Origin of the sequence: Chryseobacterium phocaeense, assembly GCF_900169075.1 — a bacterium.
GTDB lineage: Bacteria > Bacteroidota > Bacteroidia > Flavobacteriales > Weeksellaceae > Chryseobacterium > Chryseobacterium phocaeense.
The window spans coordinates 2,984,661-3,011,561 of record NZ_LT827015.1 but is presented as its reverse complement, the minus strand read 5'-3'; the positions used below and the strand labels follow the sequence as shown (position 1 = coordinate 3,011,561).

Here is a 26,901-nt window from a genome sequence, read left to right as displayed (position 1 = left end):
ATCATGCTAAATGTGTTTTTTGTCGAATAAATTTATTAAATTCGTGGAATATGTTATGTTAAAACACAAAGACTAATATGCTTAAACAACACTTACAACTCAAGCTGGGACAGAAGCTGGCCCCTCAGCAGATCCAGTTGATGAAGCTGATTCAGCTTCACACATTGGAATTTGAAGAGGAGCTGGAAAGAGAGCTGGAAGAAAATCCTGCTTTGGAAATTGTAAAGGAAGATTCCAAAGAAGATGACTTCTCTTCACTGGAAGATGCTTATCAGGATGAGGGAACGGATAGCATTCAAACAGATTTTGATGTCAACGAGTATATCTACGATGACGAACCCAGCTATAAAACTGCCTCCAGTAACTATTCTCCGGATGATGAAGAATTCGATAACGAAAGTCTTCTGACGGAAGGGCAGTCGCTGTATGACTACCTTTTGGAGCAGATCCATCTGGTGAATATCAGCCAAGAAGATGAGAAGATCGCTGAATATGTCATCGGGAATTTAGATACAGACGGATACCTTAGAAGGGAGATCAAAGCTATTGTGGACGATCTGGCTTTCTCACAGGGAATTTATACCACCAGAGAAAAAGTAGAAGATATTCTGGAAAACTACATCCAGAAGCTTGATCCGCCAGGTGTGGGAGCAAGAGGCCTTCAGGAATGCCTGCTGCTTCAGATCGAAAAGAAAGTAAGCTCGGATAAAGCCGTTTCATTGGCCGCCAATATCCTGAGACATCAGTTTGATGCCCTTACCAATAAGCATTACAACAAGATTATTCAGAAATACGATATCGAGGAAGATGATCTGAAAGATGCGCTGGAAGAAATTTCCAAACTTTCACCAAAAGTAGGCGGAAACTTTGATACGCAGACCATCACCATTAACCAGGAAATTATTCCGGATTTTGTAATCCAGGTGAAGGATGGGGTGGTAATTCCGATGCTTAACAGTAAAAATGCACCTACTTTAAGAGTGTCCGAGGAATATAAAGATATCCTGACCACGTATTCCCATGATAAAAACTCTTCAGAGCATAAGCAGGCGGCTTTGTTTATCAAACAGAAACTGGATGCTGCAAAATGGTATATAGATGCCATTAACCAGCGTCAGAATACCCTGCTTCAAACCATTACCGCTATTGTAAAATTCCAGAAAGATTATTTTATCACCGGTGACGAAAAATCACTGAAACCAATGATCCTTAAAGATGTTGCAGATATCACAGGATTTGATATCTCCACGATTTCAAGGGTGGTAAAAAGCAAGTATGCCGATACCCCGAACGGAATTGTTTATCTGAAAGACCTCTTCTCCGATAGTCTGACGAATGATGATGGTGAAGAAGTTTCTACCAAAGAGATCAAAACCCATCTTCAGGAAGTAATCGGAAAGGAAAATAAAAGAAAACCGCTTACCGACGATGCACTGGTGGTGATCCTGAAAGAACAGGGATACAATATTGCAAGAAGAACCATCGCTAAATACCGTGAACAGCTTAATATTCCGGTTGCGAGACTAAGAAAAGAACTTTAATAAGTTGAAAATAATAATTTAAAAGCCCGGAATTTCCGGGCTTTTGTATTTTTAAAAAGATGAAATCTGTCAAATCTGCTTAATCTGAGTTAAAAAAATAACCACAAAAGTCACAAAAGTTTTGAACACTGAATATTAGATTGTTATTGCGATAAAGTACACTTCAGTTAAAAAAAACAGAGATTTTTATGTGTAACTGTAGATCTGCTTTATCTGCTCAATCTGCGGGATATTTTATTTGTAAAAAGTTACATAAACAGTTTCTCTTATATTTACACAAGATCGATTAAGACCTTTGTTTGATCCCCTCCAGCTGTAATTCTTTAATCGAAATTTCACGCATTTCTACCTTCCTTATTTTCCCGGAAATAGTCATCGGAAATTCATCCACAAACTTCCAGTATTTCGGAACTTTATAATGGGCAATTCTTCCCTGGCAGTATTCCAGAAGCTCAGATTCCGATACTTCAAAACCTTTCCGGACTTTCACCCAGGCCATCACTTCCTCCCCGAATTTCTCACTCGGAATTCCAATGATCTGGACATCCAGGATATTCGGATAGGTGTATAGGAAGTCCTCAATCTCTTTTGGGGAAATATTTTCTCCGCCACGGATAATAAGGTCTTTAATTCTCCCGGAAATGGTAATATAGCCATCCTCATCCATTACAGCCAAATCTCCGGTGTGCATCCAGCGGGCGTCATCCAGGACCTTTTTTGTATTATCGGGATCATTCCAGTATTTCAGCATGACGGAATAGCCCCTGGTGCAAAGTTCCCCGTGTTCCCCGCGTGGCAGTATTTTTCCGTTTTCGTCAATAATTTTAATCTCAAGATGGTCCTGTACAGTTCCTACGGTACTCACCTGCTTTTCCAGAGTGGTTCCTATTAAGGTTTGGGTAGAAACAGGAGAGGTTTCCGTCATTCCGTAGCAAATGCTCATTTCTTTAATATTCATAAGGCTTTCCACCTTTTTCATAATCTCGGGAGGGCACACTGATCCGGCCATGACTCCCGTTCTTAAATTTGAAAAATCATAGGTGTCAAAATTTTTAACGGCCAGTTCCGCGATAAACATGGTAGGAACTCCGTACAAAGAAGTGCATTTCTCCTCAGAAACGGTTTTTAAGGTAATATCGGGATCAAAGCTGTCATGGGGAATCACCATACAGGCACCATGGGCGGTACAGCAGATATTCCCGATTACCATTCCGAAACAGTGATAAAAAGGTACCGGAATACACACCCGGTCTTTTTCCGAATACTTTAAACGTATCCCGATGAAATATCCGTTATTTAAAATATTATGATGCGAAAGCGTAACACCTTTTGGAAAGCCGGTAGTCCCGGAGGTATACTGAATATTCACCGGATCATCAAACTGTACGTGTTCTTCAAAGCTGTGAAGCGTATCATCCGAGATATCCTGTCCTTTGTTTAAAAAATCCTCCCAGTTGTCATCAAAGAAAATTTCATGCTCCAGGCTTGGGCATACTTCCTTTGCATATTCTACCATTTCTTTATAATTGCTGGTTTTAAAGCTTAAGGAAGAAAAAATATTGCGGATTCCGGACTGATTGATAACGTAGGTAAGTTCGTGGGTTCTGTAGGCAGGATTAATATTGACCAGGATGGTCCCTATTCTGGCGGTTGCATATTGAAGCAGGACCCATTCATAGCGGTTTGAAGACCAGATTCCGATCCGGTCGCCGGCTTTGGCTCCTAAAAAAATCAATGCTTTGGCTACTGCCGTTGTTTGATTATAAAATTCCTGATAGGTTGCCCTGTACCCCTGATGAACGCATACTAATGCTTCCTGGTTAGGGTATTTTTCAACAGTCTTTTTTAGATTTCCTCCGATAGTTTGTCCTAATAATGGAACTGAGGAAGCTCCATAGACATAAGATAATGGCATAGTTTAAGATTTGGTTGGATAAAATTAATGAAAAATCTTGAACTGATGCCTGTTTCAGACGAATTTGAAATGAAAATGCTAAAGCGAATGGTGAATTGTCACTAGTGAATTTTATAATCAGAATTCACCAGTGACCAGCGAAGCATAAATCACCATTCACTATCCTAACTCTCCTGAGAATCAATCTCTCTGAGCTGTTGCAGGTTTTTGTCCAGCTTGCTGATGATAATTCCGTACACAAGTCTGTAGTAAAGCCAGATCAGCAGCACACACAATATGGTGCTTACAATAATTCCGATAATAACGATGATGAGATTCGAATTGGTAGGCTGTATATTCTGTGAATTCAATACATAGAAAATGAATGCTGTAAATACAAACATAAAAGCTACCAGCAACGCAATACTGATGAGAATAAAAGCATTGACAGTCTTCTTGAATTTGATAATTCTGGTGATAAGGCCTTTAAGGTTTTCCTCGATCTTTATTTTACGGTAATTCTGATAAAATTTAAGGACGAAATAGGCGGTAATCAGCAGGCTTACTATTTTTATGGCCAGGTAGGCATGGTCAAAATTGGTTTCAATCTCAGGGGTTTTCTGGGCACCCAGTTTTTCCAGTATTTTACGGAAGCTGTCGGATTCATCATCCTGAAAGAAATAAAATAATCCCAAAACGGAAAAAAACAAAAATTCCACCACACTGATCCAGAAAATATACTTCACATAATTACGTGACTTTCTGTTTAGCATCTGGAGAATTTCAGTGCTGTCGTATTTCGGTTGAACAGGCTGTTCCTGCCATGTTTTCTTAAAGCTGTCTAAATCAAAATCAGGCATATTTTTCCATCTGTTCTTTAAGGGTTTTCTTTAGTCTGTTCATTTTCACGCGGGCATTAACTTCGGTGATTCCGAGGTTTTCTGCAATATCCTTATAAGGCAGGTCGTCAAGATACATCATCACTATGGCTCTTTCTACATTGGGCAGAGTTTTGATCACCGTGTACAGAAGCGAGATCTGCTGCTGCTTTTCATCATCATCTTCCACAAAATCCCTGTGGTTGATATCCAGCTCATTCGTAGGAAGGCTTTTGCTTTTTTTTCTGAAAAGAGTAATGGCTGTATTAAGGGCTACACGGTACATCCACGTAGAAATTTTAGAATTTCCTTTAAAGGAATCGTAGCTTCTCCAAAGTTGCAATACAATCTCCTGAAACAGATCTTCTTCATCTTCAAGAGCGTTCGTATAAAGACGCGAAACTTTAATAATCAGACCCTGATTATCTTTAATAAGCTGCGCAAATTCTTTTTCTCTGGAACTCATAGTGATATAATGGCACGAAGATAATAATAATGCGGTAATTGGTGAAGAATTATAATGGAAAATAGTGAAAAAGCGGAGGAAGCAGAAGGCAAAATAGCGAAAGGGCAAAAAGGCAAAACAGCGAAAGATAAACAGCAAATGGACAAATTAGCTTATTTGCCTTCTCATCTTCCTTAGCATTCTTTGCCCTTTCGCTATTTTGCCTCTCTAAAATTTACGTATCTTTGCCACCGCGAGAAAATCGGCTTGTTGATTCCTGTTTCGGCAGGGGTAGGAAAGTCCGGACACCATAGAGCAGCAAAGCGGATAACATCCGTCACCCGTGAGGGTAGGACAAGTGCAACAGAAAGCAGGTACAGTTCGGCTGTAGTGAAACCAGGTAAACTCTTTGCGGTGCAATGATAAGTATATCGGTTCTTTTCAGTAATGAAAATAGGGGCGGCTCGTCCTGAAAGCCGAGGGGTAATCAGCTCAAGTTTTGCAGCAATGTAAGACGCAGATAAATAACAGGCACTTCTTCGGAAGCACAAAATCCGGCTTACAGATTTTCTCGTGATTTTTATGGACACATAAAGCTTTAAAATAAAGAAGCGGAGACTGATCTCCGCTTTTTTCTATGGATAAATACTGAAATACGTAATCTTTCCGGAAGCTGTGGTAATGGTAAACCACTCGGCTTCTATACCGCTGTTAGCCCCTATCTGGTAGGCATTTGCTGTAACACCTGCATTAATGGCAACAGCCGGGTCTCCTACAAGATAAGAATCAATACCATTTCCAGCACTGTCACGAAGCACAAAATGGAATGATGCCCATTCATTGATGGCAGACATGGTAGATGTTATAAAATTATGGTTGTAAGGGTAGGATGCGTTATTTGCTGTATTGGACGGGTCGGTTACATACCACTGCATCACATTCATTGGGAATGGGGCAAGGCCCGTAGTTCCAAAAGATGAATAAGAGGAAGAAATCCCCGCCGGCATGGTATAGGTCCCATAAGTTCCGTTTGGGGAAGCGTACATATACTTAACCATTCCCGGAGTAGGGCTGCAGGTCATAAATCTCCCCACTGCATCGTAAACATTGTAGTTATTAAATACAAAGGAAGACGTCTGTGCAGAAGAAAGTATTCCTGCTAAGCCCAGTAATAAAGCTGCTGTTTTTTTCATGGGTAAATTTGAAGATAAGTTGTTGTTGTTGTACCTGATGAAATGGTAAACCATTCTGCCGAACCGTTCGGGGTAGAAAAATAGTCAATACTCGTTACACATGTATTCGGAGTAGCATCTCCCAGGTTGGTGTTGAAGCCGGTCACCTGGTTACCTGTTCCTGCATAATACATGGAAAACTTAGAGGTCACCCACTTGGTATTGTTGGCAATTACCCCACCCGGCATAAGGCTGGGATTGTTCCACAGTCTTACTGTTGAAGGTGATGGCCCAAGGGTGACACGCCAGCTGGTAATCGGATAGAGGGAATTGGTGAACTGGTCTCTGTAATTATCGATCTTCAAGGCAAGACTGTTTCCCATATGTGAATTGGCTGGAACTATAATGATAGCCGGGTCATTATTGATGACCGCAGGAACACAGCCGCTAAGATTCATGGCCATAAGGTTTCCATAATAATCATGAGGGGAATAATTGTTAAGCATAAACATCCCCTGAGAATAAACGAACGAAGCTGCCGTTATTCCCAATACGGTTAGGATCTTTTTCATGATTTATTTTTCAGATTTGATATTCTTACGGATCTCATCGCTTTTCTGCATATAAATCTGGGTAGCCCAAACAATGATCTGGCTCATATCACCACCGGTTTTTCTGGTCAGTTCGGCTTCAGTCACCCCCGAAGAAAGAATAAGCTCTTTGGAAGCAGGAACCAGAAGCGCTTTCCTTCTGTCACTCAGTTCAGAACTATTTCTCTTTCTTTCCTCTTCAGTAGGCCGGTTTTGCGGATCTCCCAAACTTTTGAAAGCTTTATCAAAATTTTCCATCTGAGGGGTTTTCATACTTTCCACAGTATTGACAGCACTTCCTTCATTGTTACATGAAATCAGGGTCAGAGAGGCAAAAGCTGCCGTTAAAAAAAGATTTTTCATAAGTAATTAGATTTAATTTTCCTGATTAATAAAGCTGAATATAGGTCGTTACAGTACCTCCGCTGGTGATGCTGAACATCTCCCCGCTGTTCAGTCCGCTTGAAGTGGTGTAATAATCAGGATATGTATAACATGGGTTTCCTGCTATCGCTATATTACCGCCAAAACCAACTACGCCGGTACTGGTTCCTGCGTATACCATCCCGAATTTAGTGATCCCCCATTTGGTATTGTTTGCAAATGTGCCTCCCGGCACCAAAGCAGGATGATCCCAAGGTCTTACATTGGTTGAGTTTGGCGATGTTGCAACACTCCATGCAGCCATCGGATACAGAGAAGAAGTAAACTGGTCTCTGAAATTATCATACTGAAGTTGAGTTCCCGTTCCCGTATTGGAATTGGCGGGAACTATAATAGGAACATTGTTTACAACCCTTGGGTAGCAGGGCGCAAACATATTGTGTGCAATCACATCGCCTCTGAAATCATAGGGTGTATAATTGTTGATCACAAGAACTCCCTGTGCATAAGCAGCTATGGAGGCTGCAAAACCTAGTAGTGACAGAATCTTTTTCATACCTTACTTGTCAGATTTTATGTTCTTACGGATTTCGTCACTTTTTTGCATATAGATCTGGGTAGCCCAAACAATGATCTGACTCATATCGCCGCCTGTTTTTCTGGTCAGTTCAGCTTCAGTAACGCCTGTGGAAAGGATCAGTTCTTTGGAAGCAGGAACCAGAAGCGTTTTTCTTCTGTCGCTCAGTTCAGAAGTATTTCTTTTTCTTTCTTCTTCAGTAGGTCTGTTCTGCGGGTCTCCAAGACTTTTGAATGCCTTGTCAAAGTTTTCCATTTGAGGGGTTTTCATACTTTCCACTGTGTTCACAGCAGCACTCTCGTTGTTACAGGATACTAAAGTTAAAGCAGCAAATAATGTCGGTATAATTAGTTTTTTCATGATTAATTTAATTTAGGTTGGATTTGACTAATAAATTTGCAAATAAGAATAATCCACATTCCCTGTGGTGATATTAAACCATTCGGCATCTCCGTAGGATGTGGAAATATAGGAATTGGCACCCGTGCACGGATCAGCAGGTTCGCCAATCAGACCGCTGAAAGACGGTTCCGGTGTGGAGGTTCCCGTATAATACATCTGAAACTGAGAGGATGCCCACTTCACATTGGACGAGATCACACCGCCGGGTGCTATGCTTACATGATTCCAGGCCCGGATCTGAGAAACAGTCGGGCTCAGCTGCACGGTCCAGTTGGTTGTAGGATACAGTGATCCTGTAAACTGATCTCTGAAATTCTTATAAGCGAGCTCGTGCCCGTTCCCTGTATGTGAGTCGGCAGGCACAGTAATAGCTGTGGGTGTGCTGGAGGTTACAAAGGGAGTACAGCCGCCTGCAAAATTATGGGCGCTTATATTTCCCTTAAAATCAAACGTTGTGGAATAATTATTGACAATCATCAGGCTGCTCTGGGAGAATGCTGATGAAAATAATGCGAGTGAAATGATAGTTAGTATTTTTTTCATGTTTTTAGTATTAAAGTGATTGAAGATTAGTAAAGCTGCAGGTATATAATGCCGGAAATAGTAAACATTTCCGCACTGTTGTTTCCTGAAGGAGTAACGAAATAGTCATTGATACCGGTACCACAGGCGTTGGCGATATTCATATTGACCCGGAAATTTTCAGTGTTTGAATTTGTTGTTCCTGCGTCCATCATATCAAACTTCGTGGCATACCATTTTGTGGTGGTTGCAATGGTGCCGCCCGGTGAAAGGTTCACATTATTCCACGCCATGATTGAAGATGATGTAGGGTTTAGTGTGACTACCCAGTTCGCAGTAGGATACAGGGAAGAAGAGAATTGGCCCATATAGTCCTTGTATACAAGTTCAAGCGAGATTCTGCAGGAACCACAATTGCGCCGTCATTTCCTACACGGGGGTAGCAGCCGGAGGTAGAATTGGTTGCTATTAAAAATCCGTAATAATCAAATTTCGAATAATTATTCACAATGATGGTCCCCTGTGAATATACCAAAGACGCCCCTGCTGTTCCCAGTATCGCTAAGATTTTTTTCATAATTAAATCATATTAGTAGAGTTGGATGTACGTGAAAACAGTTCCTCCGCTGCTCAGCGTGAAAATTTCTGCGCTGTTGTTTCCGGTAGAGCTCATCATATTGTCAGAGGCAGTGTAGCAGTTGGAATTCCCTGCAAGTGTGATGGCGCCATTGAAATTATCAGGAGCAAGATTGGTCGTTCCCGGATAATACATCACAAATTTTGTAGTAGCCCATTTGGTATTGTTTGAAAAAACTCCGCCCGGCATCATAGAAGGATGATTCCACAATCTTGTTATGCCGGGAGCAGAGGATGTACTGACGTGCCACTGGGTCATCGGATACAAAGAAGAAGTATATTGATCCCTGTAATTGGTATATTTCAGCTCCAGTCCGTTGCCCTGGTGGGAATTGGCAGGGACCTTTACCATTTCCGGATTGTTGGAGCTTATATACGGATAGCATCCTCCCGCCATATTGTTGGCAATAATAAATCCTGAAAAATCATATTGGGAATAGTTATTCAGAATAAGGGTTCCTCCCTGGGAATATCCGAAGCAAAAGGCTGCAAGGCCCAGTAATGTTAATACTTTTTTCATGTTGATTATATTTTAAGATTTAATGTTTTTACGGATTTCTTCACTTTTCTGCATATAGATCTGCGTGGCCCACACGATGATCTGGCTCATATCACCACCTGTCTTTCTGGTCAGTTCAGCTTCAGTTACGCCTGTGGAAAGGATCAGCTCTTTGGAAGCAGGAACCAGAAGGGCTTTTCTCCTGTCACTCAGTTCAGAAGTATTTCTCTTTTTCTCCTCTTCGGTAGGTCTGTTCTGGGGATCACCAAGACTTTTAAAAGCTTTGTCGAAATTCTCCATCTGTGGAGTCTTCATGCTTTCCACCGTATTCACGGCAGAACCTTCATTGTTGCATGATGCTAATGTTAAAACAGCTATGGCAGCCGATAAAAAATATTTTTTCATAATGAAGCAGGATTAATAAAGTTGAATATAGGTATATACAATTCCTCCACTGGTCAGGGAGAACATTTCGGCGCTGTTACTTCCCGAAGGCGTACTAAAAAAGTCAGGAGCAGTATTACATGGATTTCCAATCACACTTAAATTGGCGTGAAAATTATCGGGAGCATTGGTCGTGGTCCCTGCAATACGCATTTCAAACTTGGTAGATCCCCATTTTGTATTATTGGCGACCACTGAACCGGGCATTATAGCAGGGTGGCTCCACAATCTTGGCTGTCCGTTGGTAGCAGAAAGCATGACCTGCCATTGCGTTACCGGATATAGTGATGAAGTAAACTGATCCCTGTAATTGTCATACCTCAGCTCAGTGCCGGTCCCCATATTGGAATTGGCAGGAACAGTAACCATACTGCCCGGAGTTGTTGGAGTAACAATGGGGTAGCATCCTCCCGCAAAATTATTGGCGATGAGTGCTCCGTAATAATCATAAGGGGTATAATTGTTCACGATAAGCGTTCCTCCCTGGGAAAACCCAAAAGAAAAAGCGGCCAGTCCCAGCAGGGATAGTATTTTTTTCATAGCAGTAATTATTTATCGGATTTAATGTTTTTACGGATCTCATCGCTTTTATGCATGTAGATCTGCGTAGCCCAGACAATGATCTGGCTCATATCTCCGCCGGTTTTTCTGGTCAGTTCAGCTTCGGTAACGCCGGTAGAAAGGATCAATTCTTTAGAAGCAGGAACCAGAAGTGCTTTTCTTCTGTCGCTCAGCTCGGAAGTGTTCCTTTTTCTTTCCTCTTCCGTAGGCCTGTTTTGCGGATCACCAAGACTTTTAAACGCTTTATCGAAATTTTCCATCTGTGGGGTTTTCATACTTTCCACCGTATTGACTGCGGCATTTTCGTTGCTGCATGAAACCAGACTTAGAATGGCAAAAGCGGTTAGTAATACATGTTTTTTCATAATTAAATCGTATAGTGTTAAATTTTAAATGGATTTGAAGATTTAGTAAATCTGGAAATAAGTCACCTGTCCTCCCGGTGTGGTGATGGTGAACCAGTCTGCAGTCACCAGAGTATTGGGACCGGTTTGGGTAGAACTTAAGAAGCCGCCGGAGAGAATCGGATCCCCAACCTCAAAAGTATCATACGTGTATCCTGTAGAATCGGTAAGTCTGAAGGCAAATCCCATCCACTCATCAATAGCGGTCACTGCCGTAATCATAGGATGATTGTAGGGATAATTTCCGTTATTGGCGCTGTTTAAAGGATCAATATAATTCCATCCCGGAATCGGAATAGGATTTGGAATTCCTGTATTGTCAAATTTATCATACTTGGTAAAGCCTCCCGCAGGAATGGTATATACGGAGTAAGGAGGATTAGGAAGAGCATACATATACGGCTGGGATGATCCCAGGCCCATTGACCCCACGGTCATAAATCTGCCCTCTGCATCATAAGCGCTGTAGTTGTTGATAACCAGTGAGGAAGATTGAGCGGAAATAGCGGTTCCGGCTATTATCCCGAGAATAACAGTTAATTTTTTCATAGCATAATGGATTTAATGTTTAGTGTTTATTTATCTGACTTAATATTTTTACGGATCTCGTCGCTTTTCTGCATATAGATCTGGGTGGCCCATACGATGATCTGGCTCATGTCTCCGCCGGTTTTTCTGGTCAGTTCAGCTTCAGTTACACCAGTGGAAAGGATCAGCTCTTTAGAAGCAGGAACCAGCAGTGCTTTTCTTCGGTCACTCAGTTCGGAAGTATTTCTTTTTCTTTCCTCTTCAGTTGGCCTGTTTTGTGGATCGCCAAGACTTTTAAATGCCTTGTCAAAGTTTTCCATCTGAGGCGTTTTCATACTTTCCACCGTATTCACGGCAGAACTTTCATTATTACATGAAATCAGGGTTAAAGCAGCAAAAGCGGCCGATAAAAAAAGTTTTTTCATAATAGGAATTGGATGTTAGTTTTAAATTTTAAAATTGAATTATATATGGTCATTACAGAACCTGCAGATAAGTATAGGAGGTTCCTCCGCTGGTGATGGTAAACCATTCTACAGTAGCTTCCGGAGCGAAATAAGTATTCGGGACAGGATTACATGTGTAAGAGGTATCTCCTACAGCTCCGGAGGACATAGGTGTTCCCGACTGATGAAACTGGAACTCAGAAACCACCCATTTTGTATTCACGGAAATTACGCCGTTCAAAGCAAGACTTGCATGACTTCCGGCTCTGGTAGTTGCATTGGTAGGGGATAACGATACTTTCCAGAAAGTCCCCGGAATATTGTAGCTATTGTAGCTTGCATTGGTATTGCCCGGAATGACGAGCTCAGGATTTTCCAGGGTTACATAAAAATAGCAGCCTGGTGTAGCAAGATTGGCTGCGGTTATTCTGGTATGAAAATCATAAGCCGTAAAATTGTTGATGACAAGAGGTCCTCCCTGCGCGAATGCAGATGAAATAAACAAAAGTCCGATAATAGTTAAAAACTTTTTCATATCTATTGGTCAGATTTAATATTTCTGCGGATTTCATCACTCTTTTGCATATAGATCTGGGTAGCCCAAACGATGATCTGGCTCATATCACCACCAGTTTTTCTGGTCAGCTCAGCTTCGGTTACGCCTGTAGAAAGGATGAGTTCTTTGGAAGCAGGAACAAGGAGCGCCTTTCTTCGGTCACTTAGTTCTGAAGTGTTTCTTTTTCTTTCCTCTTCGGTAGGTCTGTTCTGTGGATCTCCCAGACTTTTGAAAGCCTTGTCAAAATTTTCCATTTGAGGGGTTTTCATACTTTCCACGGTATGGGTGGCAGCATTCTCATTGTTGCACGATACAAGCGTTACCACGGCGATTACAGCCGATAAAATCAGTTTTTTCATGAGTAAATTATGTTGGAATTAGGTTTAAATAAAATTTTACATTCAGGCATCACAAATCCTGGAAAAGCAAAATGGTTGCTTTCCGTATTCATGAAGTACAATAAAACAGGCAGCTGCAGAACAGCTGCCGTTACTTCTTAAAAAATCTGCAGGTAAGTGGTTGGGCCGCTTGGTGTGGTGATGGTGAACCAGTCAGCACTTGAAAAAGTTCCCGTTCCTGTAGTGGTAAACCCAGAATATATCGTAGGGTCTCCCAATTGATATGTATCTGTTACCCCACTGGAAGGATCTGTCAGCCAGAAATGAAATCCACCCCATACATTGGAAGAGTTCATTACCGACGAAATGAAAGGATCATTGTAAGGATAGCCTCCGTTATTGGCTGGGTTCGTAGGGTCTGTCACATACCATATCGTGATGGGAAGCGCCGCTGTACCCGAAGTACTGAACGTATTGTATTGGGTCATAGCGCCCGCAGGAACTGTGTAAGTACCGTAGGGAGCGTTGGGAGCTGCAAACATATAAGGTCCCGGAACACCTCCCGGCGTACCCGTGCGCAGCCTTCCTACGGCATCAAAAGTATTATAGTTTTGTATAATCAAAGGGGATGTCTGGGCAAAAGAGAGTACTCCTGCCAGGACAGATACAAGTAATGAGATCTTTTTCATAGTAATATAAGTTTATTGGATAACAAGATAAGTATAGACGTCTGTACCGGAAGTGATGGTAAACCATTTGGCGCTTCCGTAAGGTGGGGAGTCTACAAAATCAGGGGCTGTATTGCATGGCAGAGCTGTTTCTCCGATATCTCCGTTGAAGTAAGTCTCCGGCACAGAAGTTCCGGCATGATACATCTGATATTTGGACATAGACCATCTGGTGTTATTGGAAATAACGCCGCCTGGGATTAAACTGGGATGGCTCCACGGTCTTGGTGAAGCGGCAGAGCCTGCTGCCAGATAAACGTTCCAGGTAGAAACCGGATAACCGGAGGTAGAGAACTGGTCTCTGTAATTTTCATACTTGGCAGCAGCGCCCGCAGGCACGATGATCTCGTCGGGAACTTTTGAAATAACCATCGGGTAACATCCACCACCTACATTATTGTTGGCATAAAGAGATCCGTGGAAATCATAGTTCGTGGTGAAATTCTGAATAATCAGCGTTCCTCCCTGGGCATACGCCGTAGAAACGGAGCATATGCCGAGAAGCAGTAAAAACTTTTTCATGATTTATTGATCAGACTTTAAGTTTTTACGGATCTCGTCGCTCTTTTGCATGTAAATCTGGGTTGCCCAGACAATGATCTGGCTCATGTCACCACCGGTTTTTCTGGTGAGTTCAGCTTCTGTAACGCCGGAAGAAAGGATCAGTTCTTTAGATGCAGGAACCAGAAGTGCCTTTCTTCGGTCACTCAGTTCAGAGGTATTTCTCTTTTTTTCTTCCTCAGTAGGTCTGTTCTGCGGATCACCCAGACTTTTGAAAGCCTTGTCGAAATTCTCCATTTGCGGAGTTTTCATACTTTGTACGGTATTTACGGCTGTTCCTTCACTGTTGCAGGAAATAGTACTTATTATAGCGAATGCTGATAATAATAAATGTTTTTTCATAGCTAAAGTTTAATGATTGGTAGTTCTCAATTAATTTTTGATAAATGTATAAAAAAAAATGATATGAACAATAAATTATTCACATTTTGGTGTCTTTTAAGTTAAATTTATTTATCTATACTTAGCTATTGTGTAATATTTTACCGTTTAAATTTATTCACTTTCAAGTGTTTTCTTAGCTTCTGCCAGCCCGGATCTCTCTTTTTCACTCAGTTGTGGGTATTTCAGATCCATCTTTTCAAGCGTATCAATAATGATCTGTATAGCGGCTACTCTTGCAAACCATTTATTGTCTGCCGGAAGTACGTACCACGGAGCGTGATCCTTTGAAGTTTCATTGATGGCAGTTTCGTACGCTTCCATATATTGTGGGAATAATGCCCGCTCAGGAAGATCTCCGGTTGAAAATTTCCAGTTTTTCTCCTGCTCGTTGATCCGGTCCAGTAATCTTTTCTTTTGCTCGTCCTTTGAGACATTGAGAAATATTTTCACAATGGTGGTTCCGTTCTGTGCCAGATGTTTTTCAAAATTCCTGATGCTTTCGTATCGATTTTCCCAGAATTCAGCATCAAAATCCTCTACAGAAGACCATGTTTTTTCGCTGAGGTTATATTCAGGGTGGACTTTGCACACCAGAACGCTTTCATAATGGGACCTGTTAAAAATCCCGATCATTCCTTTTTGGGGAAGAGCCAGATAATGCCTCCACAGGAAATCATGGGAATATTCTCTGGAGCTGGGTGTTTTAAAGCTGGTCACATTACAGCCCTGCGGATTTACCCCTCCGAAAACATGCTCTATCAGGCTGTCCTTTCCTGCAGCATCCATAGCCTGGAGAATCACAAGCAGGGATTTGCTGCCGTCTGCGTAAAGCTTTTCCTGTAGTTCACGGAGTTTTTCTTTCTCCATCACCAGCAACTGCCCGCCTTCTTCTTTGGTCAGTTTTCCTTTATATTCGGTTGATACTTTTTTGATTGAAAATTTTCCTTTGATCAGGAAATCATCTGAGAAATTGGTGTCCATGTTTTTTTATATTTAATGATTGAAGAATTTAAAATTAAAAAATTGAGAGATTCAGAAATTAAAAAATTAAGGGAAAGTCTGCATTAACTTCTAAATCTGAATCTAATATCTAACTTCTAACCTCTAATTTCTAATATCTTATTTAAATGTAATAAAAAAACCGCCTCCAAATGAAGACGGTTCTTTTATTTTTAAAGTAGAGATTACTTCGCGGCTGCTTTTTTAGCAAGTTTAGCGGCTTTCTTTTCAGCTTTAGCTGCTGCTTTCTGTTCTTCAGCAGTCAACGGCTTTGGTTCCGGAGCATTAGCATCTACATTACCTTTGATGTAAATTACGCTTCTGCTGTTAGCTGGGTCATTAGAGAAAACCTCGATCATTTTGTTGAAAGGTCCGTTAAGAGTAGTGTTGTATCCTACTTTGATCTTAGCAGATTTTCCTGGCATGATCGGGTCCTGGCTGAACTCAGGAGTTGTACATCCGCAAGAAGGTTTTACATTAGAAAGGATCAAAGGCTTGTCACCAGTATTGGTTACTGTGAAAAATCTTGTACCGTCAGCACTTGGCTTGATCGTACCGTAATCAAAAGTAGTTTTGTCAAAAGTGATGGTCTGTGCAGAAGCCAGTGCAAATGTTCCAAATAATGCAATTCCTGCAATTAATTTTTTCATATTCTTGAATGTTAATATGTTTGTTAGATAAATTTTGAGAAACAAAGTTAAAAATTATTTTAATTCATACTTAAAATTTTTTTTCTTTAGCCTATTTTTGCAAGTTGTAAGCAAAAGAAATAGAATTTATGCAGATTTCAGAAAAGTATAATCCACAGGAAACAGAACAGAAGTGGTACAGCTACTGGATGGAGAACAAATACTTCCATTCAGAACCGAATGATAAGCCTCCATATACTGTGGTAATTCCTCCGCCCAACGTAACGGGGATATTACACATGGGACATATGTTGAACAATACCATTCAGGATGTTCTGGTCCGCCGTGCAAGAATGCAGGGCTTTAATGCCTGCTGGGTTCCGGGAACAGATCACGCTTCAATTGCCACTGAAGCCAAAGTTGTTGCTAAACTGAAGTCTGAAGGAGTCAATAAATCAGATATTACCCGTGAAGAATTCTTAAAACACGCCTGGGACTGGACCCACAAATACGGAGGAACTATTCTTGAACAGCTGAAAAAGCTGGGTTGCTCATGTGACTGGGACAGAACGCGCTTTACCATGGAAGACAAGCTTTCCGAGCAGGTGATCATCAGCTTTGTAGACCTTTATAACAAAGGATTGATCTACAGAGGCTACAGAATGGTGAACTGGGATCCGGAAGCGAAAACCAATATTTCCGATGAGGAAGTAATATTCAAAGAGCAGAACGGAAAACTCTATTTCCTGAAATATAAAATTGAAGGTTCGGAAGAATTCCTTTCGGTAGCTACTACACGTCCCGAAACTATTTTCGGGGATACCGCGGTATGTATTAATCCAAATGACGAAAGATATGCCCATCTGAAAGGTAAAAATGTAATTGTACCAATCGTTAACAGGATAGTTCCTATTATTGAAGATGAATATGTGGACATTGAATTCGGAACCGGAGCCTTGAAAATTACCCCTGCTCACGATACGAATGACTATGAGATCGGGCAGAAGCATCAGTTAAAAATGATCGATGCTTTAGATGATGACGGAAACCTGAATGAGTACGGACTTCACTATGCCGGACAAAACAGATTTGAGGTAAGAAAGCAGATTGCAAAAGAATTACAGGAAAAAGATCTTTTGCTGAAAGCAGAAGATTATGTAAATAAAGTAGGAACATCCGAAAGAACAGGTGCGGTTATCGAACCTAAAGTTTCGGTTCAGTGGTTCTTAAAAATGTCTGAAATTGCAAAGCCAGCTTTGGATGTTGTAATGGATGATGAGATCAAATTCTATCCTGAAAAATTCAAAAATACCTACAAGCACTGGATGGAAAACATCCGTGACTGGAATATTTCCCGCCAGCTATGGTGGGGACAGCAGATCCCTGCCTATTATTACGGTGAGGGAGAGAATGATTTTGTAGTTGCAAAAAATATCGAGGAAGCCTTAAACCTGGCCAAAGAAAAAACAGGAAACCAGAGCCTTACCATATCGGATCTTAAACAGGATGATGATGCTCTTGACACCTGGTTCTCGTCATGGCTGTGGCCAATGTCTGTATTCGATGGACTTCTGGATTCTGAAAATAAGGATATCAATTATTACTACCCAACGGCTGATCTGGTAACAGGGCCGGATATTATTTTCTTCTGGGTAGCCAGAATGATCATGGCAGGATTGGAATATAAAAAGGAAGTTCCGTTCAAAAATGTTTATTTCACAGGGATTGTAAGAGACAGTCAGAGAAGAAAGATGTCAAAATCTTTAGGAAACTCACCGGATCCGCTTGAATTAATTTCCGAGTTTGGTGCGGATGGAGTGCGGGTTGGGATTTTGTTAAGTTCTGCTGCCGGAAACGATTTGCTTTTTGATAAAGACCTGATGTTGCAGGGAAGGAATTTTGCAACAAAAATCTGGAATGCTTTCCGATTGATTAATATGTGGAATCATGAAGACAAACCGGCGAATGCTGCAGATACACAGACTATTGAATGGTTTGAAAACAAGCTTAATAAAACTATCGGCGAGATTAATGATCAGTTTGAAAAGTTCAGAATTTCAGATGCACTGCATTTAATTTATAAATTAATCTGGGACGATTTCTGCGGCTGGTATCTGGAAGCCATCAAACCAAATTATGGAGAAGGAATTTCAAAAGAAGTTTATCAGAAGACGATATATTTCTTTGAAGAATTAATGAAATTGCTTCATCCGTTTATGCCTTTCTTAACTGAAGAATTATGGCAGACTATTTCTGAGAGAAGCATTGAAGAGGCATTAATTGTGGCTCAGCAGAAAAAAGCGGAAGCATTTAATGAAGACATCATTAAGAACTTCGAAACTGCGGAAGAGATTATTTCCGGAATCAGAAACTACCGCCAGACCAAAGGAATTTCTCCAAGAGAAGCGGTGGAAGTGTACACCGGTGCTTCAGCATTTGCCAATGAGGCCGTGATCAGAAAGCTGGCCAATGTTGCTGAAATTCATTTCGGTGAAAAGACTGATAAGCCAAGCTTTACTTTCCTGGTTGGAGCCAATGAAGTTTCTATTCCTTTAAGCGAAAACCTGGATTTAGCGGAAGAGAAAAAGAAAACGGAAGAGGAAGTAGCTTATTTAAAAGGATTCCTGATCTCTGTAGAAAAGAAACTTTCAAATGAAAAGTTTGTTGCCAATGCTAAGCCTGAGGTGGTAGATGCAGAACGCAAAAAACAGAAAGATGCGCAGGATAAAATTGCTATTTTAGAAGAGAAACTGAAAAGTTTGTAATGAACTTTAAAGATAAAGTTGGGACTTTTAGGGTCATTAGTAGTTTTACAATCAGGCGGAAAAAAGAGTTTTATCTTATTGGAGAACTGCTGGATGGAAGTATGAAAGAAAATAATTATATAAATATTGTTTTAAATTCAAGTTTGGCAATATCTGTTAAAATTACTTCCACAGAAAATATTGAAATGGCTAATGACCCTAAAATCTATCAGCTTTTGATTATTGAAAGCCCGGAAGATGAAATGAACGATATTCTATTTTGTCAAAATGTAGGGAATGAAAATGTATACATCACATTGAGTGGTGAGGACTAATTAAAATTAAGATGACACACCTGGAAAATATAAAAAAACTATTCTCAAAAAACTTCGTGGAAAGCCCATTACTGGAAAGCTTCGAAGTTGGGAAACTCTACCTTTCAAGTGGAAAGCTGGTCGCCTGTGATCCTTTGATCACCAATGATATGCTTCCGTTTTCTACAGAATTTCCGAAAGGGAATTTTTCTGTTTTGCTGCATAAGGAAAGAGAAAGCAACTGTGTAGCCTATGCAGAGGTTATTTTCAGTAACCATGCGGTTTCAGAGTGGAAAATGGCCGTTACGGAAGGTCAGGATGTGAAAGATCTTGCCGAAGAAGAAGTATTCGGATATCCGGTGGAAAGCGGAATGGGATGCCTAATGGATGTAGACACCCAAAACAGCCTGAACGAGCTGGAAAAAAGACTGTACCACAGCAAAGGTGCAGATTTCATGGGAATCTATGAAGAATTTTTCCACGACTATTTCTTTGATGAAAAAGGAGCCATAGATCAATATGCTTTTCTAAAGCCGGCTGATAATCATCCGGGCACTATCTTCGCTTTTGAGACCGGTTACGGGGAAGGTTTTTACGCCAGCTACATCGCGTATGACAAAGATCACAAGCCGGTGAAGATAATTACAGAATTTATTGAGATAAGTTAATTAAATTATTTATTTTTGGGATCAGGTTTCCTTAAATGTATTATATTAGACCAACATAAAACACCAATGAATTTCTCATCAGAACAACCCAAAATAATAGTAGTAGGCAGCTCCTCAATAGATCTTGTCTTAGAAACCGAAAAAATTCCCCAATCCAATGAAACGGTTTTGGCCGTCAATTCAGACAGCTATTTCGGAGGCAAAGGAGCCAATCAGGCGGTAGGAACCGCAAGACTGGGGGCCAGTGTTTATTTTATCGGATGTGTGGGGATGGATCCTCTTGGGCAGCAGATCATGAGAAATCTGGTAGGGGAAGGGGTGAATGTAGGCTTCGTCCACGAAACTGATGCAGAGTCTACCGGAACAGCTTATGTAACAACGAGTCATGGAAATGCCGCTATTGTGGTGGTTCCTGCCGCTAATAAAAGGCTGAGCATACAGCATGTGGAAGACGCAGACCGCTATTTTCATAGTGTGGACCTGATCCTTGTTCAGCTTGAAGTAGCGATGGAGGTTGTAGAATACTCCATCAGAAAAGCCAAAAAATATGGTAAAAAAGTGGGGCTTTATGCTTCGCCAGCCATGAGAATACATGAAGGAATTATTGATAATGTAGACTTTATCGTGACGAAAAGCAGTGAGCTTCATACGGTTTTCGGTGAAGAACAAAGGGAGGAGATCCTTAAAAAATACTTTAATAAAGTGTTTGTAAGGGATGATACCAACTCTACGATCTATTTTGACGGAACTGAAATGAAGTATTACAGAAATGATAAGGATGAAACCGTTTACAAAATGGGGATGGGAGATGCCTTTACTTCAGGATTTGCCATAGCGCTCTGCCATGGAAATTCTATCGAGGATTGTGTGAAATTCGGAAATGAAGTTTCTTCAAGGGTTTCCGGAGGAAAAGGATCACAAACAGGGCTTCCTAGAATGTCCGATTTCTTTTCCTAAAGCTATTTGCCACATATCGAAAAGCAGAAACTTAACATAAAAATATAAGTAAAATCTCCACTTTTATAGTGGATTTTTTATTTTCATCTTATGGAAAAACGGGAACTCATTACAAAAGACCATGTACCTCTTGCGGTTCATCTTTTCAGACCGGAGAACAGTAACGGAAAGCTGCTGCTGATCAATTCTGCAACCGGAGTGAAGCAGCATGTGTATTTCTCGTTTGCCCAATTCTTTTCAGAACATGGGTTTACGGTTATTTCGTATGATTATAGGGGAATCGGGCTATCGAAACCTGAAAATATGAAAGGTTTCAGGGCGTCCATGAGGATTTGGGGTTCTGAAGACTATAAAACAGTAACACAATACATCAAAAAAGAATTTCCGGAATATAAAAAGTATTGTCTTGGGCACTCCGTGGGCGCGTTAATCCTTGGAATGAACGAAGATTCTGACATCTTTGATGAATTTATTTTCGTGGGAACACAGAATGCGTTTGTAGGAAACCTCAAGTTCCGGACAAAAATTGAAGCGTATTTGGGTTTTGGAATTGTTCAGCCGCTAACTACCGGATTATTAGGGTATTTCCCGGCTCAGTGGTTCGGTTTGGGAGAAATTCTTCCAAAAAATTGCGCATATGACTGGAGAACCTTAATTTTAAACAGGAAATCTACCAACAGGCTATTGGAAAAAATAGATGACTATTCTAAAAATCTGACACAGAAAGTCTTTGTGATCCGGGCAGAAGATGATGTATGGCTGACTGAAAAAGGAGTATTAAGCCTTTTAAACAATACCTATCCTAATCTTAAACCTTCATACAGACTGGTAAAGACCTCCGAGTCTGATAAAAAAGAGATCGGTCATATCAATTTTTTTAGAAGCTATAACAAAAAACTCTGGAACATTATTTTAAACGAACTGAAAGATACATGAAAAATACGATCGAAAACACCGTAGCATTTGTAAAAGAAAAACTGGAAGGAGCTGAAGCAGGGCATGACTGGTATCATATTGAAAGGGTATGGAAACTTTCAAAAAAAATTGCGGCAACAGAAGACTGTAACCAGGAAGTCGTAGAGCTTTCCGCGCTGCTTCATGACATTGCAGATCCGAAATTCCATAATGGTGACGAAACCATCGCCCCAAAAATAGCCAGAGCATTTCTGGAAGAACAGCAGATTTCCGAAGAAGTTATAGAAAAAGTTTTATTTATTATTAAAAATATTTCGTTTAAAAACAGAGGCGAAGCTCCTGCAGAACTACCGGTTGAGCTTAAAATCGTACAGGATGCCGACCGTATAGATGCCATTGGTGCTATTGGAATAGGAAGGACATTCAATTTCGGAGGCTTTAAAAATAACCCGATGTATGATCCTGAAACCCAGCCCAGCCTGAATATGTCTAAAGATGAATACAAAAAATCCAACGGGAGTACTATTAACCATTTCTACGAAAAACTCCTGCTTTTAAAAGACCTGATGAATACAGCTAAAGGAAAGGAGCTGGCCCAGGAAAGGCATGATTATATGCTGGGATTCCTTGATCAGTTTTACAAAGAATGGAATGTTGATTAGCGAAACCTTAAGGCTGGAGACAGGAAGAGGGAAGTTAGAAGTTCTATCAGACGTTAACATTAAACAACAAGCTTAAAATTTGATGTCACAATTTGGAAAAATTGATAATACTATCGTAAAGTTCCGTCTTTGGACTTCAATAACGTCCGGCTTCCCTCTTCCAACTTCCTAATAATATTATTAAACAGAATGCTTCATCCGGACTCGGGTGAAATCAGTATCTTTGCAGTATGGTATTTATCATTTTTGTCATCTTCTGGGCTTGTGTTCTTTCTCTGGTTTGCTTCAAAGTAAAATCAGGAAGGATGGCAAAATGGGCGAAACTGTTTCGCATTGTCACCATGATCTTTTCTATCTCCTTTTTTACGTACTGGTTCATCAAAAAAAGTGCGGTAGGCTTTGTCGATAATTCAGTGGGACTGCAGGTGGTGAATAAGCTTCCGCAGACCCTTGATTTTTACCTTATCAAAGTGGATACGGGAAAAGACGGCAATCTGGAACCAAAACATATCGGTAAAATCCGTCCGGAATATTACAGGATAGAATACCTTAAAATGGATAAGTCCGAGGAATACTGGATCATAGGATATCTTGGAAAGAATATGGTGTATTTCTCCCAGCATGCAGTTCCCAACAAAAATATTGACCAGATTGTAGAAGTTAACAACTACATCAACCAGAGTGTGAAACTTTCCGGAACTGCCAAAAAGACCGTAGATGCCTATAATTACGAAAATTCAAAACTGGGAATCTGGATCTGCCTTGATTTTCTGCTTATTTTTCTTAATCTTGCCCTGCTGCTTCGAAAAGAAAGACGTAAATCAGCAGCAGGTAATGAGTAACACGAAATTACTTATTACCCATTACTCATTACTTATTTATTTAAGGATAGTCCAGGATATGCATTATCTGCTCCTTGAGTTCTTCAGGACAGCTTTTGATCAGCTTATCTTTATTTTGTTTACTGATCTCATGAGGTTTCAGCCATTCTGTGCGGTTGGCACTCAGGCTGTGATTATCATAGACCCTTTTTATTCTGTGATCTTCGTAAAATGTATATTCATCGCCCAGCCAGTTGCTTGCAATGCTTATTGTGCAAATTTCTTTTTCCATGACATCTTGTATTTTAAGCACTGTCATTCATATGATGAATAGCAGTATTCCCTAAATTACTAATAATTTTCCATAAAAGCTACTTTTTAAGAAGGTTTTTGGAAGATTTATGAGAAAATGCAGCTTTTTTTTACAAGGCTTAGAATAAGGTTCCGTTATTGTCAGTAGCCATTTGCGGGACATGGAGATCCGTTTTCCATTCCTCATTCATTTTTTTTATAAAATAAGCGGAAAGCAGTGGAGACGCTTTTTCAATGTTCTGGTGAACGAAGAAATAAATATTTTGTACTCCTTCTTTTTTCCATTTTGTCAGACGTTCCATCCAGTCGTCCAGTCTTTCATAATCACTTTCAGCATTGGCACCTACGTAGCGGACAAATGCATGGGGAGTGGTAAGCCGCATATGAAGCATATCCCTTCTTCCGGCTGTGTCTACAATAATGTTGGTGATGTTATGCGCTTCAAAAAGTTCACAGGTTGTATTGAATATTTCCTCATCTGTAAACCATTCGGTATTTCTGAGTTCAATGGCCAGGGGAACTTCTTTTGGCCAGTCTTTCACAAATTTTTCCAGCCTGTCATAATCTTTAGGTTTGAAATTATCATGAAGCTGCAAAAACGCCATCCCAAGTTTCTGGTCAAAGTTCATTACAGCAGAAGCAAAGCTCGTTACCGGTTCAGTTACATCTATCAGCCTTCTGAAATGCGAAACCGTATTGGTGATTTTTGGGAAGAATTTAAAATGGTCGGGCGTTTTTTCTTTCCATACTTCCACCTGTTCCGGGGTAGGCATTCCGTAGAAAGTAGCATTCAGCTCAATAGAATTAAATTGTTTGGCGTAATAGGTCAGTTCGTCCTTTGTTCCTTTGGGATAAAATCCTTTAAGGTCGGTTTTATTCCATTTTGCGCAGCCTATTGAAATATTTTCCAGTCCTTTTGTATTCTGATTTAAAATTTCTTTGGTTCTGGAATGATCTTTAGGAAGCGTAAAATCTATTTTTGACGGGTCTTCTACTTGTCCGAATTTCATATCTGAAAGTTTTTGGGATTAAATGAGTAGAACAAATATAAAACAAAAACCATAGATGATTCTATGGTTTTGTGTTCTAAGTTTTTGTAATTAAAGAATAACTGCAGCTATTTTTTTATCAGGATTCAATTATTATTCTTTTATAATTTTTCCCGTAACTTCTGTGGTACCGGTTTTTATGTTCACAATATAGCTTCCGGCCGGATGTGCCGAAAGATTAATTCTAACCACTTCATCATTGAATTCCTGATTGAAAACAATTCTTCCCTGGGTATCGAAAATTTTTACATTTTTTAAAGGGTCCTCAGATTTTACAGTCATAAAATCTTTTACAGGATTGGGAGCAATGGTGATTCCGGTCTTTTTAATATCGTTCTTTTTAGCTGCTAAAAAATTTCCGCAATTGGTAGTAAATGAAATATCGGGATACATCGCCTGAACATCATTCAGCTGGGCATTATCTACACAAACTGAAAGGTTACTGTTGTAATTCATAAAATCAAATCCCTCTTCAATGGAGCCGTTTCTAGCATTAACAGAAGTGAGATTGGGCATATTCCATAAGGTCATATACTGAAAAGCAGAAGCACCTGAAAAATCCAGCTGGGTAATTTGCGGGCAATTATTAAAATAAGCACTTTTTAACTGGGTATTGGCGGTTGTATTCACCTGTGAGATCAGTGGCAGAGACTGAAGACCGATATATTCCAGATTCGTATTATGGGTAACATTCACAGAAGGAAGAAAATCATTTCCATAAAGGTCTAATGAAGTTAAAGCCGTACAGTCGTTTGTGTTTAAAGCATTGATTTTAGTGAATTGAACGGTGATTTCCTTTAATCCGGTACATTGCTGGAGATTAATAGTGTGCAGTTCCGGGAAAATTCCGTCACTCATCGGTGCATAATAGCCAATGGATAATTTCTGTAAGCCCGGGCAGTTCTGAACATCCAATACTTTTAGATCACTGTTATTTCGGAAAACAAGGTTCGTCAGGGCAGTACAGTTTTTAGCAATGATATTCTGGAGGTCATTATTTCCCTGGGCTCCCGGCGATTCAAAACGGTCTGCTTTTAAAGTATGCAGATGGGGAAGGTTACTTACATTGATCGTGCTCATATAGCCGCAAGTACCTGTAATGTCAATATCCTGAAGCGCTGCTGCGGCACCGAAGTTTACCGTATTGGTGACTGGCTGGTTAAATGCTTTTAAGATTTTAAGTTTTGGAAGGCCCGCCAGATTAAGCGAGGTCAGGTTTCCGAAAAACACTCCTCCTGTGGTACTGTAGATATTCCGGTTGTAAAAAGCACAGTCAAGCTCTTCCAGATTGACCAGTCCTGCATTGGTAAAATCAATGGAGGGAACATTCAGGCCTTTTATTTTTTTTAGATTCGGGCAGCTGCTTATATTGGCTGAAGAAAAGAATCCCCCTGCGCTGTAATAATGATCTGTGTCAGCTACTATTTCCTGCAGGTTTGGGCAGTTGGCGATTGTAAGATCCACATTCATATTGTAGGTCTGGTTCCCCACTGGTCCGCTGTTGCCATCCACCAGAATTTTAGTTAATGAAGTCATGTTCTGAAAGTGGAGTTTGCTCAGCAGAAAAGATGAGTTGGTATTGACCGAGGTTATGCCGCTGCAGTTCTCCATATAAAGCTCTTTAATGGTTTTCCCGCTCAGCACAATATTTCCGGTGAGTTGAGGACAGTTGTTAAATCTTAGGGTGATTCCGGTATTAAAGTTATTGCTGATTCCTGACAGAAACTGATTAATATCCTGTATTCCGGAACAATTATTAAAAGAGAAATCAGGGGAAACGTACTGTGTGGTTCCTGTATGGTCAGTAAAAACGCCGGTTCCCGTGTAAATTACCTTTTTGATTGTAGAATTGTTAACAAACTGAATGGTTGCAGACTTGGAATCATAGATGTACAGTTCCTCTACATGAGTGAAAAGCAGTGCATCGGTAACGGTATCGGGAATATTGCTGTAGGTAGCGGTTCCGTTTACTTTTACGGTTAAGAATCTCACCTGCTGCGCTTCCGAAAGCTGTATTTCTCCATCGCCGTTGGTGTCCACTGCAATTGGGTTTCCACCGGTATTTTTAGCAATATTATTGCTGGCGCTGGAACTTAAGATTAAAGCTTTAAAATTGGAATCGCTGAAATTTAGATTCTGAGTGTAGGCCACAGAAAAACAGCCTACCGAGAGGGCAAGAATAAATTTTTTCATTGTTTGTTTTTTAGTGATTAAATTCTATTTCTAAACTTGGTGAATTGAATTTAATTCTACAAATGTAATTTTTTTTTGGATTTTATTCTAATTTTTATGAACTATTTGATATAGAATAATATCGGTGTAGGCGTTTCGGCGCAAAACC

At 40.4% G+C, this 26,901-nt stretch carries 36 protein-coding genes and 1 other RNA gene; 10 read left to right on the top strand and 27 right to left on the bottom strand.

Annotated elements, in window-relative coordinates:
* Positions 1-77: 77 nt before the first annotated feature.
* Positions 78-1,541 (top strand): RNA polymerase factor sigma-54, encoded by a 1,464-nt coding sequence (rpoN, locus tag B7E04_RS20430; RefSeq protein WP_080780373.1) that lies wholly within the window; start codon positions 78-80, stop codon positions 1,539-1,541.
* A 286-nt stretch (positions 1,542-1,827) separates the two neighbouring features.
* On the opposite strand, the gene B7E04_RS20425 is transcribed toward rpoN, so the two are convergent.
* The 3 genes from B7E04_RS20425 to B7E04_RS20415 form a co-directional block, all read right to left on the bottom strand.
* The gene (locus B7E04_RS20425) at positions 1,828-3,456 is read right to left on the bottom strand and encodes an AMP-binding protein (RefSeq protein WP_080780372.1); all 1,629 of its coding nucleotides are present in this window, start codon (positions 3,454-3,456) and stop codon (positions 1,828-1,830) included.
* Between the two features lie 164 nt (positions 3,457-3,620).
* Entirely contained in the window at positions 3,621-4,295 is a 675-nt protein-coding gene (locus B7E04_RS20420; protein WP_080780371.1) for a beta-carotene 15,15'-monooxygenase, read from the bottom strand.
* On the bottom strand, positions 4,288-4,779 hold the full coding sequence (locus tag B7E04_RS20415; protein ID WP_080780370.1) for an RNA polymerase sigma factor: 492 nt from the start codon (positions 4,777-4,779) through the stop codon (positions 4,288-4,290). The genes B7E04_RS20420 and B7E04_RS20415 overlap by 8 nt, the downstream gene beginning before the upstream one ends.
* 54 nt (positions 4,780-4,833) lie before the next feature.
* Here B7E04_RS20415 and B7E04_RS22570 point away from each other — a divergent pair, with 54 nt between their 5' ends.
* A complete protein-coding gene (locus tag B7E04_RS22570; protein ID WP_262484666.1) occupies positions 4,834-4,956 on the top strand; it encodes a hypothetical protein in 123 nt (40 codons plus the stop codon).
* A 56-nt stretch (positions 4,957-5,012) separates the two neighbouring features.
* Positions 5,013-5,336: RNase P RNA component class A (gene rnpB / locus B7E04_RS20410), an RNA gene on the top strand.
* Between the two features lie 57 nt (positions 5,337-5,393).
* Here rnpB and B7E04_RS20405 read toward each other — a convergent pair.
* The 21 genes from B7E04_RS20405 to B7E04_RS20305 form a co-directional block, all read right to left on the bottom strand.
* A complete protein-coding gene (locus B7E04_RS20405; protein ID WP_062649463.1) occupies positions 5,394-5,951 on the bottom strand; it encodes a hypothetical protein in 558 nt (185 codons plus the stop codon).
* Positions 5,948-6,502 (bottom strand): hypothetical protein, encoded by a 555-nt coding sequence (locus B7E04_RS20400; RefSeq protein ID WP_080780369.1) that lies wholly within the window; start codon positions 6,500-6,502, stop codon positions 5,948-5,950. Before B7E04_RS20400 ends, B7E04_RS20405 begins: the two co-directional genes overlap by 4 nt.
* Before the next feature lie 3 nt (positions 6,503-6,505).
* Positions 6,506-6,883 carry a hypothetical protein gene (locus tag B7E04_RS20395; RefSeq protein ID WP_080780368.1) on the bottom strand — a complete coding sequence of 126 codons (378 nt, stop codon included), beginning with the start codon at positions 6,881-6,883 and terminating at the stop codon, positions 6,506-6,508.
* 25 nt (positions 6,884-6,908) lie between these two features.
* On the bottom strand, positions 6,909-7,460 hold the full coding sequence (locus B7E04_RS20390) for a hypothetical protein (RefSeq protein WP_080780367.1): 552 nt from the start codon (positions 7,458-7,460) through the stop codon (positions 6,909-6,911).
* A 3-nt stretch (positions 7,461-7,463) separates the two neighbouring features.
* Positions 7,464-7,841: a hypothetical protein gene (locus B7E04_RS20385; protein WP_080780366.1), complete on the bottom strand. Its 378-nt coding sequence runs from the start codon at positions 7,839-7,841 to the stop codon at positions 7,464-7,466.
* Between the two features lie 27 nt (positions 7,842-7,868).
* On the bottom strand, positions 7,869-8,426 hold the full coding sequence (locus B7E04_RS20380; RefSeq protein ID WP_080780365.1) for a hypothetical protein: 558 nt from the start codon (positions 8,424-8,426) through the stop codon (positions 7,869-7,871).
* Positions 8,427-8,452: 26 nt separating this feature from the next.
* Positions 8,453-8,773, bottom strand: coding sequence for a hypothetical protein (locus B7E04_RS20375; protein WP_139785460.1), 321 nt, complete (start codon positions 8,771-8,773; stop codon positions 8,453-8,455).
* On the bottom strand, positions 8,728-8,982 hold the full coding sequence (locus tag B7E04_RS20370) for a hypothetical protein (protein WP_080780363.1): 255 nt from the start codon (positions 8,980-8,982) through the stop codon (positions 8,728-8,730). The genes B7E04_RS20375 and B7E04_RS20370 overlap by 46 nt, the downstream gene beginning before the upstream one ends.
* A gap of 12 nt (positions 8,983-8,994) precedes the next feature.
* Positions 8,995-9,561: a hypothetical protein gene (locus tag B7E04_RS20365; RefSeq protein WP_080780362.1), complete on the bottom strand. Its 567-nt coding sequence runs from the start codon at positions 9,559-9,561 to the stop codon at positions 8,995-8,997.
* 12 nt (positions 9,562-9,573) lie between these two features.
* The gene (locus tag B7E04_RS20360) at positions 9,574-9,945 is read right to left on the bottom strand and encodes a hypothetical protein (RefSeq protein ID WP_080780361.1); all 372 of its coding nucleotides are present in this window, start codon (positions 9,943-9,945) and stop codon (positions 9,574-9,576) included.
* A gap of 12 nt (positions 9,946-9,957) precedes the next feature.
* Positions 9,958-10,524, bottom strand: a complete 567-nt coding sequence (locus B7E04_RS20355) for a hypothetical protein (protein WP_080780360.1) — start codon at positions 10,522-10,524, stop codon at positions 9,958-9,960.
* A gap of 8 nt (positions 10,525-10,532) precedes the next feature.
* Entirely contained in the window at positions 10,533-10,910 is a 378-nt protein-coding gene (locus B7E04_RS20350) for a hypothetical protein (protein WP_080780359.1), read from the bottom strand.
* A 42-nt stretch (positions 10,911-10,952) separates the two neighbouring features.
* A complete protein-coding gene (locus B7E04_RS20345) occupies positions 10,953-11,498 on the bottom strand; it encodes a hypothetical protein (RefSeq protein ID WP_080780358.1) in 546 nt (181 codons plus the stop codon).
* Positions 11,499-11,524: 26 nt separating this feature from the next.
* A complete protein-coding gene (locus B7E04_RS20340) occupies positions 11,525-11,902 on the bottom strand; it encodes a hypothetical protein (protein WP_080780357.1) in 378 nt (125 codons plus the stop codon).
* 52 nt (positions 11,903-11,954) lie between these two features.
* On the bottom strand, positions 11,955-12,458 hold the full coding sequence (locus tag B7E04_RS20335) for a hypothetical protein (RefSeq protein ID WP_080780356.1): 504 nt from the start codon (positions 12,456-12,458) through the stop codon (positions 11,955-11,957).
* A gap of 2 nt (positions 12,459-12,460) precedes the next feature.
* Positions 12,461-12,838, bottom strand: coding sequence for a hypothetical protein (locus tag B7E04_RS20330; protein ID WP_080780355.1), 378 nt, complete (start codon positions 12,836-12,838; stop codon positions 12,461-12,463).
* A gap of 137 nt (positions 12,839-12,975) precedes the next feature.
* The gene (locus B7E04_RS20325) at positions 12,976-13,506 is read right to left on the bottom strand and encodes a hypothetical protein (protein WP_080780354.1); all 531 of its coding nucleotides are present in this window, start codon (positions 13,504-13,506) and stop codon (positions 12,976-12,978) included.
* A gap of 12 nt (positions 13,507-13,518) precedes the next feature.
* Complete coding sequence (locus B7E04_RS20320) at positions 13,519-14,067, bottom strand: hypothetical protein (protein ID WP_080780353.1); 549 nt, start codon at positions 14,065-14,067, stop codon at positions 13,519-13,521.
* Between the two features lie 3 nt (positions 14,068-14,070).
* Positions 14,071-14,448 (bottom strand): hypothetical protein, encoded by a 378-nt coding sequence (locus B7E04_RS20315; protein ID WP_080780352.1) that lies wholly within the window; start codon positions 14,446-14,448, stop codon positions 14,071-14,073.
* A gap of 153 nt (positions 14,449-14,601) precedes the next feature.
* Entirely contained in the window at positions 14,602-15,471 is an 870-nt protein-coding gene (locus B7E04_RS20310; RefSeq protein WP_080780351.1) for a polyphosphate kinase 2 family protein, read from the bottom strand.
* Positions 15,472-15,674: 203 nt separating this feature from the next.
* The gene (locus tag B7E04_RS20305) at positions 15,675-16,139 is read right to left on the bottom strand and encodes a DUF1573 domain-containing protein (RefSeq protein WP_080780350.1); all 465 of its coding nucleotides are present in this window, start codon (positions 16,137-16,139) and stop codon (positions 15,675-15,677) included.
* Between the two features lie 128 nt (positions 16,140-16,267).
* Between B7E04_RS20305 and B7E04_RS20300 the strand changes: the two genes are divergently transcribed.
* The 7 genes from B7E04_RS20300 (at position 16,268) to B7E04_RS20270 (ending at position 23,220) form a co-directional block, all read left to right on the top strand.
* Positions 16,268-18,883, top strand: coding sequence for a valine--tRNA ligase (locus B7E04_RS20300; protein WP_080780349.1), 2,616 nt, complete (start codon positions 16,268-16,270; stop codon positions 18,881-18,883).
* Positions 18,883-19,197: a hypothetical protein gene (locus B7E04_RS20295; protein WP_080780348.1), complete on the top strand. Its 315-nt coding sequence runs from the start codon at positions 18,883-18,885 to the stop codon at positions 19,195-19,197. The genes B7E04_RS20300 and B7E04_RS20295 overlap by 1 nt, the downstream gene beginning before the upstream one ends.
* Positions 19,198-19,208: 11 nt before the next feature.
* Complete coding sequence (locus tag B7E04_RS20290) at positions 19,209-19,844, top strand: DUF4241 domain-containing protein (protein WP_080780347.1); 636 nt, start codon at positions 19,209-19,211, stop codon at positions 19,842-19,844.
* A gap of 66 nt (positions 19,845-19,910) precedes the next feature.
* Positions 19,911-20,801, top strand: coding sequence for a ribokinase (locus B7E04_RS20285; protein WP_080780346.1), 891 nt, complete (start codon positions 19,911-19,913; stop codon positions 20,799-20,801).
* Positions 20,802-20,891: 90 nt separating this feature from the next.
* Positions 20,892-21,737: an alpha/beta hydrolase family protein gene (locus B7E04_RS20280; RefSeq protein ID WP_080780345.1), complete on the top strand. Its 846-nt coding sequence runs from the start codon at positions 20,892-20,894 to the stop codon at positions 21,735-21,737.
* Positions 21,734-22,378, top strand: coding sequence for an HD domain-containing protein (locus B7E04_RS20275; protein WP_080780344.1), 645 nt, complete (start codon positions 21,734-21,736; stop codon positions 22,376-22,378). Before B7E04_RS20280 ends, B7E04_RS20275 begins: the two co-directional genes overlap by 4 nt.
* Positions 22,379-22,683: 305 nt before the next feature.
* Entirely contained in the window at positions 22,684-23,220 is a 537-nt protein-coding gene (locus B7E04_RS20270; protein ID WP_165439501.1) for a hypothetical protein, read from the top strand.
* A 40-nt stretch (positions 23,221-23,260) separates the two neighbouring features.
* On the opposite strand, the gene B7E04_RS20265 is transcribed toward B7E04_RS20270, so the two are convergent.
* The 3 genes from B7E04_RS20265 to B7E04_RS20255 form a co-directional block, all read right to left on the bottom strand.
* Entirely contained in the window at positions 23,261-23,491 is a 231-nt protein-coding gene (locus B7E04_RS20265; RefSeq protein WP_080780758.1) for a hypothetical protein, read from the bottom strand.
* 139 nt (positions 23,492-23,630) lie between these two features.
* Complete coding sequence (locus B7E04_RS20260; RefSeq protein ID WP_080780342.1) at positions 23,631-24,521, bottom strand: DUF72 domain-containing protein; 891 nt, start codon at positions 24,519-24,521, stop codon at positions 23,631-23,633.
* 132 nt (positions 24,522-24,653) lie between these two features.
* A complete protein-coding gene (locus B7E04_RS20255; protein ID WP_080780341.1) occupies positions 24,654-26,753 on the bottom strand; it encodes a T9SS type A sorting domain-containing protein in 2,100 nt (699 codons plus the stop codon).
* Between the last annotated feature and the right edge of the window lie 148 nt (positions 26,754-26,901).

Bases quoted from the DNA above. Each gene is read 5' to 3' on its own strand.
- rpoN (WP_080780373.1), top strand. From the start codon at position 78: ATGCTTAAACAACACTTACAACTCAAGCTGGGACAGAAGCTGGCCCCT.
- B7E04_RS20425 (WP_080780372.1), bottom strand. From the start codon at position 3,456: ATGCCATTATCTTATGTCTATGGAGCTTCCTCAGTTCCATTATTAGGA.
- B7E04_RS20420 (WP_080780371.1), bottom strand. From the start codon at position 4,295: ATGCCTGATTTTGATTTAGACAGCTTTAAGAAAACATGGCAGGAACAG.
- B7E04_RS20415 (WP_080780370.1), bottom strand. From the start codon at position 4,779: ATGAGTTCCAGAGAAAAAGAATTTGCGCAGCTTATTAAAGATAATCAG.
- B7E04_RS22570 (WP_262484666.1), top strand. From the start codon at position 4,834: ATGGAAAATAGTGAAAAAGCGGAGGAAGCAGAAGGCAAAATAGCGAAA.
- B7E04_RS20405 (WP_062649463.1), bottom strand. From the start codon at position 5,951: ATGAAAAAAACAGCAGCTTTATTACTGGGCTTAGCAGGAATACTTTCT.
- B7E04_RS20400 (WP_080780369.1), bottom strand. From the start codon at position 6,502: ATGAAAAAGATCCTAACCGTATTGGGAATAACGGCAGCTTCGTTCGTT.
- B7E04_RS20395 (WP_080780368.1), bottom strand. From the start codon at position 6,883: ATGAAAAATCTTTTTTTAACGGCAGCTTTTGCCTCTCTGACCCTGATT.
- B7E04_RS20390 (WP_080780367.1), bottom strand. From the start codon at position 7,460: ATGAAAAAGATTCTGTCACTACTAGGTTTTGCAGCCTCCATAGCTGCT.
- B7E04_RS20385 (WP_080780366.1), bottom strand. From the start codon at position 7,841: ATGAAAAAACTAATTATACCGACATTATTTGCTGCTTTAACTTTAGTA.
- B7E04_RS20380 (WP_080780365.1), bottom strand. From the start codon at position 8,426: ATGAAAAAAATACTAACTATCATTTCACTCGCATTATTTTCATCAGCA.
- B7E04_RS20375 (WP_139785460.1), bottom strand. From the start codon at position 8,773: ATGGGCCAATTCTCTTCTTCCCTGTATCCTACTGCGAACTGGGTAGTC.
- B7E04_RS20370 (WP_080780363.1), bottom strand. From the start codon at position 8,982: ATGAAAAAAATCTTAGCGATACTGGGAACAGCAGGGGCGTCTTTGGTA.
- B7E04_RS20365 (WP_080780362.1), bottom strand. From the start codon at position 9,561: ATGAAAAAAGTATTAACATTACTGGGCCTTGCAGCCTTTTGCTTCGGA.
- B7E04_RS20360 (WP_080780361.1), bottom strand. From the start codon at position 9,945: ATGAAAAAATATTTTTTATCGGCTGCCATAGCTGTTTTAACATTAGCA.
- B7E04_RS20355 (WP_080780360.1), bottom strand. From the start codon at position 10,524: ATGAAAAAAATACTATCCCTGCTGGGACTGGCCGCTTTTTCTTTTGGG.
- B7E04_RS20350 (WP_080780359.1), bottom strand. From the start codon at position 10,910: ATGAAAAAACATGTATTACTAACCGCTTTTGCCATTCTAAGTCTGGTT.
- B7E04_RS20345 (WP_080780358.1), bottom strand. From the start codon at position 11,498: ATGAAAAAATTAACTGTTATTCTCGGGATAATAGCCGGAACCGCTATT.
- B7E04_RS20340 (WP_080780357.1), bottom strand. From the start codon at position 11,902: ATGAAAAAACTTTTTTTATCGGCCGCTTTTGCTGCTTTAACCCTGATT.
- B7E04_RS20335 (WP_080780356.1), bottom strand. From the start codon at position 12,458: ATGAAAAAGTTTTTAACTATTATCGGACTTTTGTTTATTTCATCTGCA.
- B7E04_RS20330 (WP_080780355.1), bottom strand. From the start codon at position 12,838: ATGAAAAAACTGATTTTATCGGCTGTAATCGCCGTGGTAACGCTTGTA.
- B7E04_RS20325 (WP_080780354.1), bottom strand. From the start codon at position 13,506: ATGAAAAAGATCTCATTACTTGTATCTGTCCTGGCAGGAGTACTCTCT.
- B7E04_RS20320 (WP_080780353.1), bottom strand. From the start codon at position 14,067: ATGAAAAAGTTTTTACTGCTTCTCGGCATATGCTCCGTTTCTACGGCG.
- B7E04_RS20315 (WP_080780352.1), bottom strand. From the start codon at position 14,448: ATGAAAAAACATTTATTATTATCAGCATTCGCTATAATAAGTACTATT.
- B7E04_RS20310 (WP_080780351.1), bottom strand. From the start codon at position 15,471: ATGGACACCAATTTCTCAGATGATTTCCTGATCAAAGGAAAATTTTCA.
- B7E04_RS20305 (WP_080780350.1), bottom strand. From the start codon at position 16,139: ATGAAAAAATTAATTGCAGGAATTGCATTATTTGGAACATTTGCACTG.
- B7E04_RS20300 (WP_080780349.1), top strand. From the start codon at position 16,268: ATGCAGATTTCAGAAAAGTATAATCCACAGGAAACAGAACAGAAGTGG.
- B7E04_RS20295 (WP_080780348.1), top strand. From the start codon at position 18,883: ATGAACTTTAAAGATAAAGTTGGGACTTTTAGGGTCATTAGTAGTTTT.
- B7E04_RS20290 (WP_080780347.1), top strand. From the start codon at position 19,209: ATGACACACCTGGAAAATATAAAAAAACTATTCTCAAAAAACTTCGTG.
- B7E04_RS20285 (WP_080780346.1), top strand. From the start codon at position 19,911: ATGAATTTCTCATCAGAACAACCCAAAATAATAGTAGTAGGCAGCTCC.
- B7E04_RS20280 (WP_080780345.1), top strand. From the start codon at position 20,892: ATGGAAAAACGGGAACTCATTACAAAAGACCATGTACCTCTTGCGGTT.
- B7E04_RS20275 (WP_080780344.1), top strand. From the start codon at position 21,734: ATGAAAAATACGATCGAAAACACCGTAGCATTTGTAAAAGAAAAACTG.
- B7E04_RS20270 (WP_165439501.1), top strand. From the start codon at position 22,684: ATGGCAAAATGGGCGAAACTGTTTCGCATTGTCACCATGATCTTTTCT.
- B7E04_RS20265 (WP_080780758.1), bottom strand. From the start codon at position 23,491: ATGGAAAAAGAAATTTGCACAATAAGCATTGCAAGCAACTGGCTGGGC.
- B7E04_RS20260 (WP_080780342.1), bottom strand. From the start codon at position 24,521: ATGAAATTCGGACAAGTAGAAGACCCGTCAAAAATAGATTTTACGCTT.
- B7E04_RS20255 (WP_080780341.1), bottom strand. From the start codon at position 26,753: ATGAAAAAATTTATTCTTGCCCTCTCGGTAGGCTGTTTTTCTGTGGCC.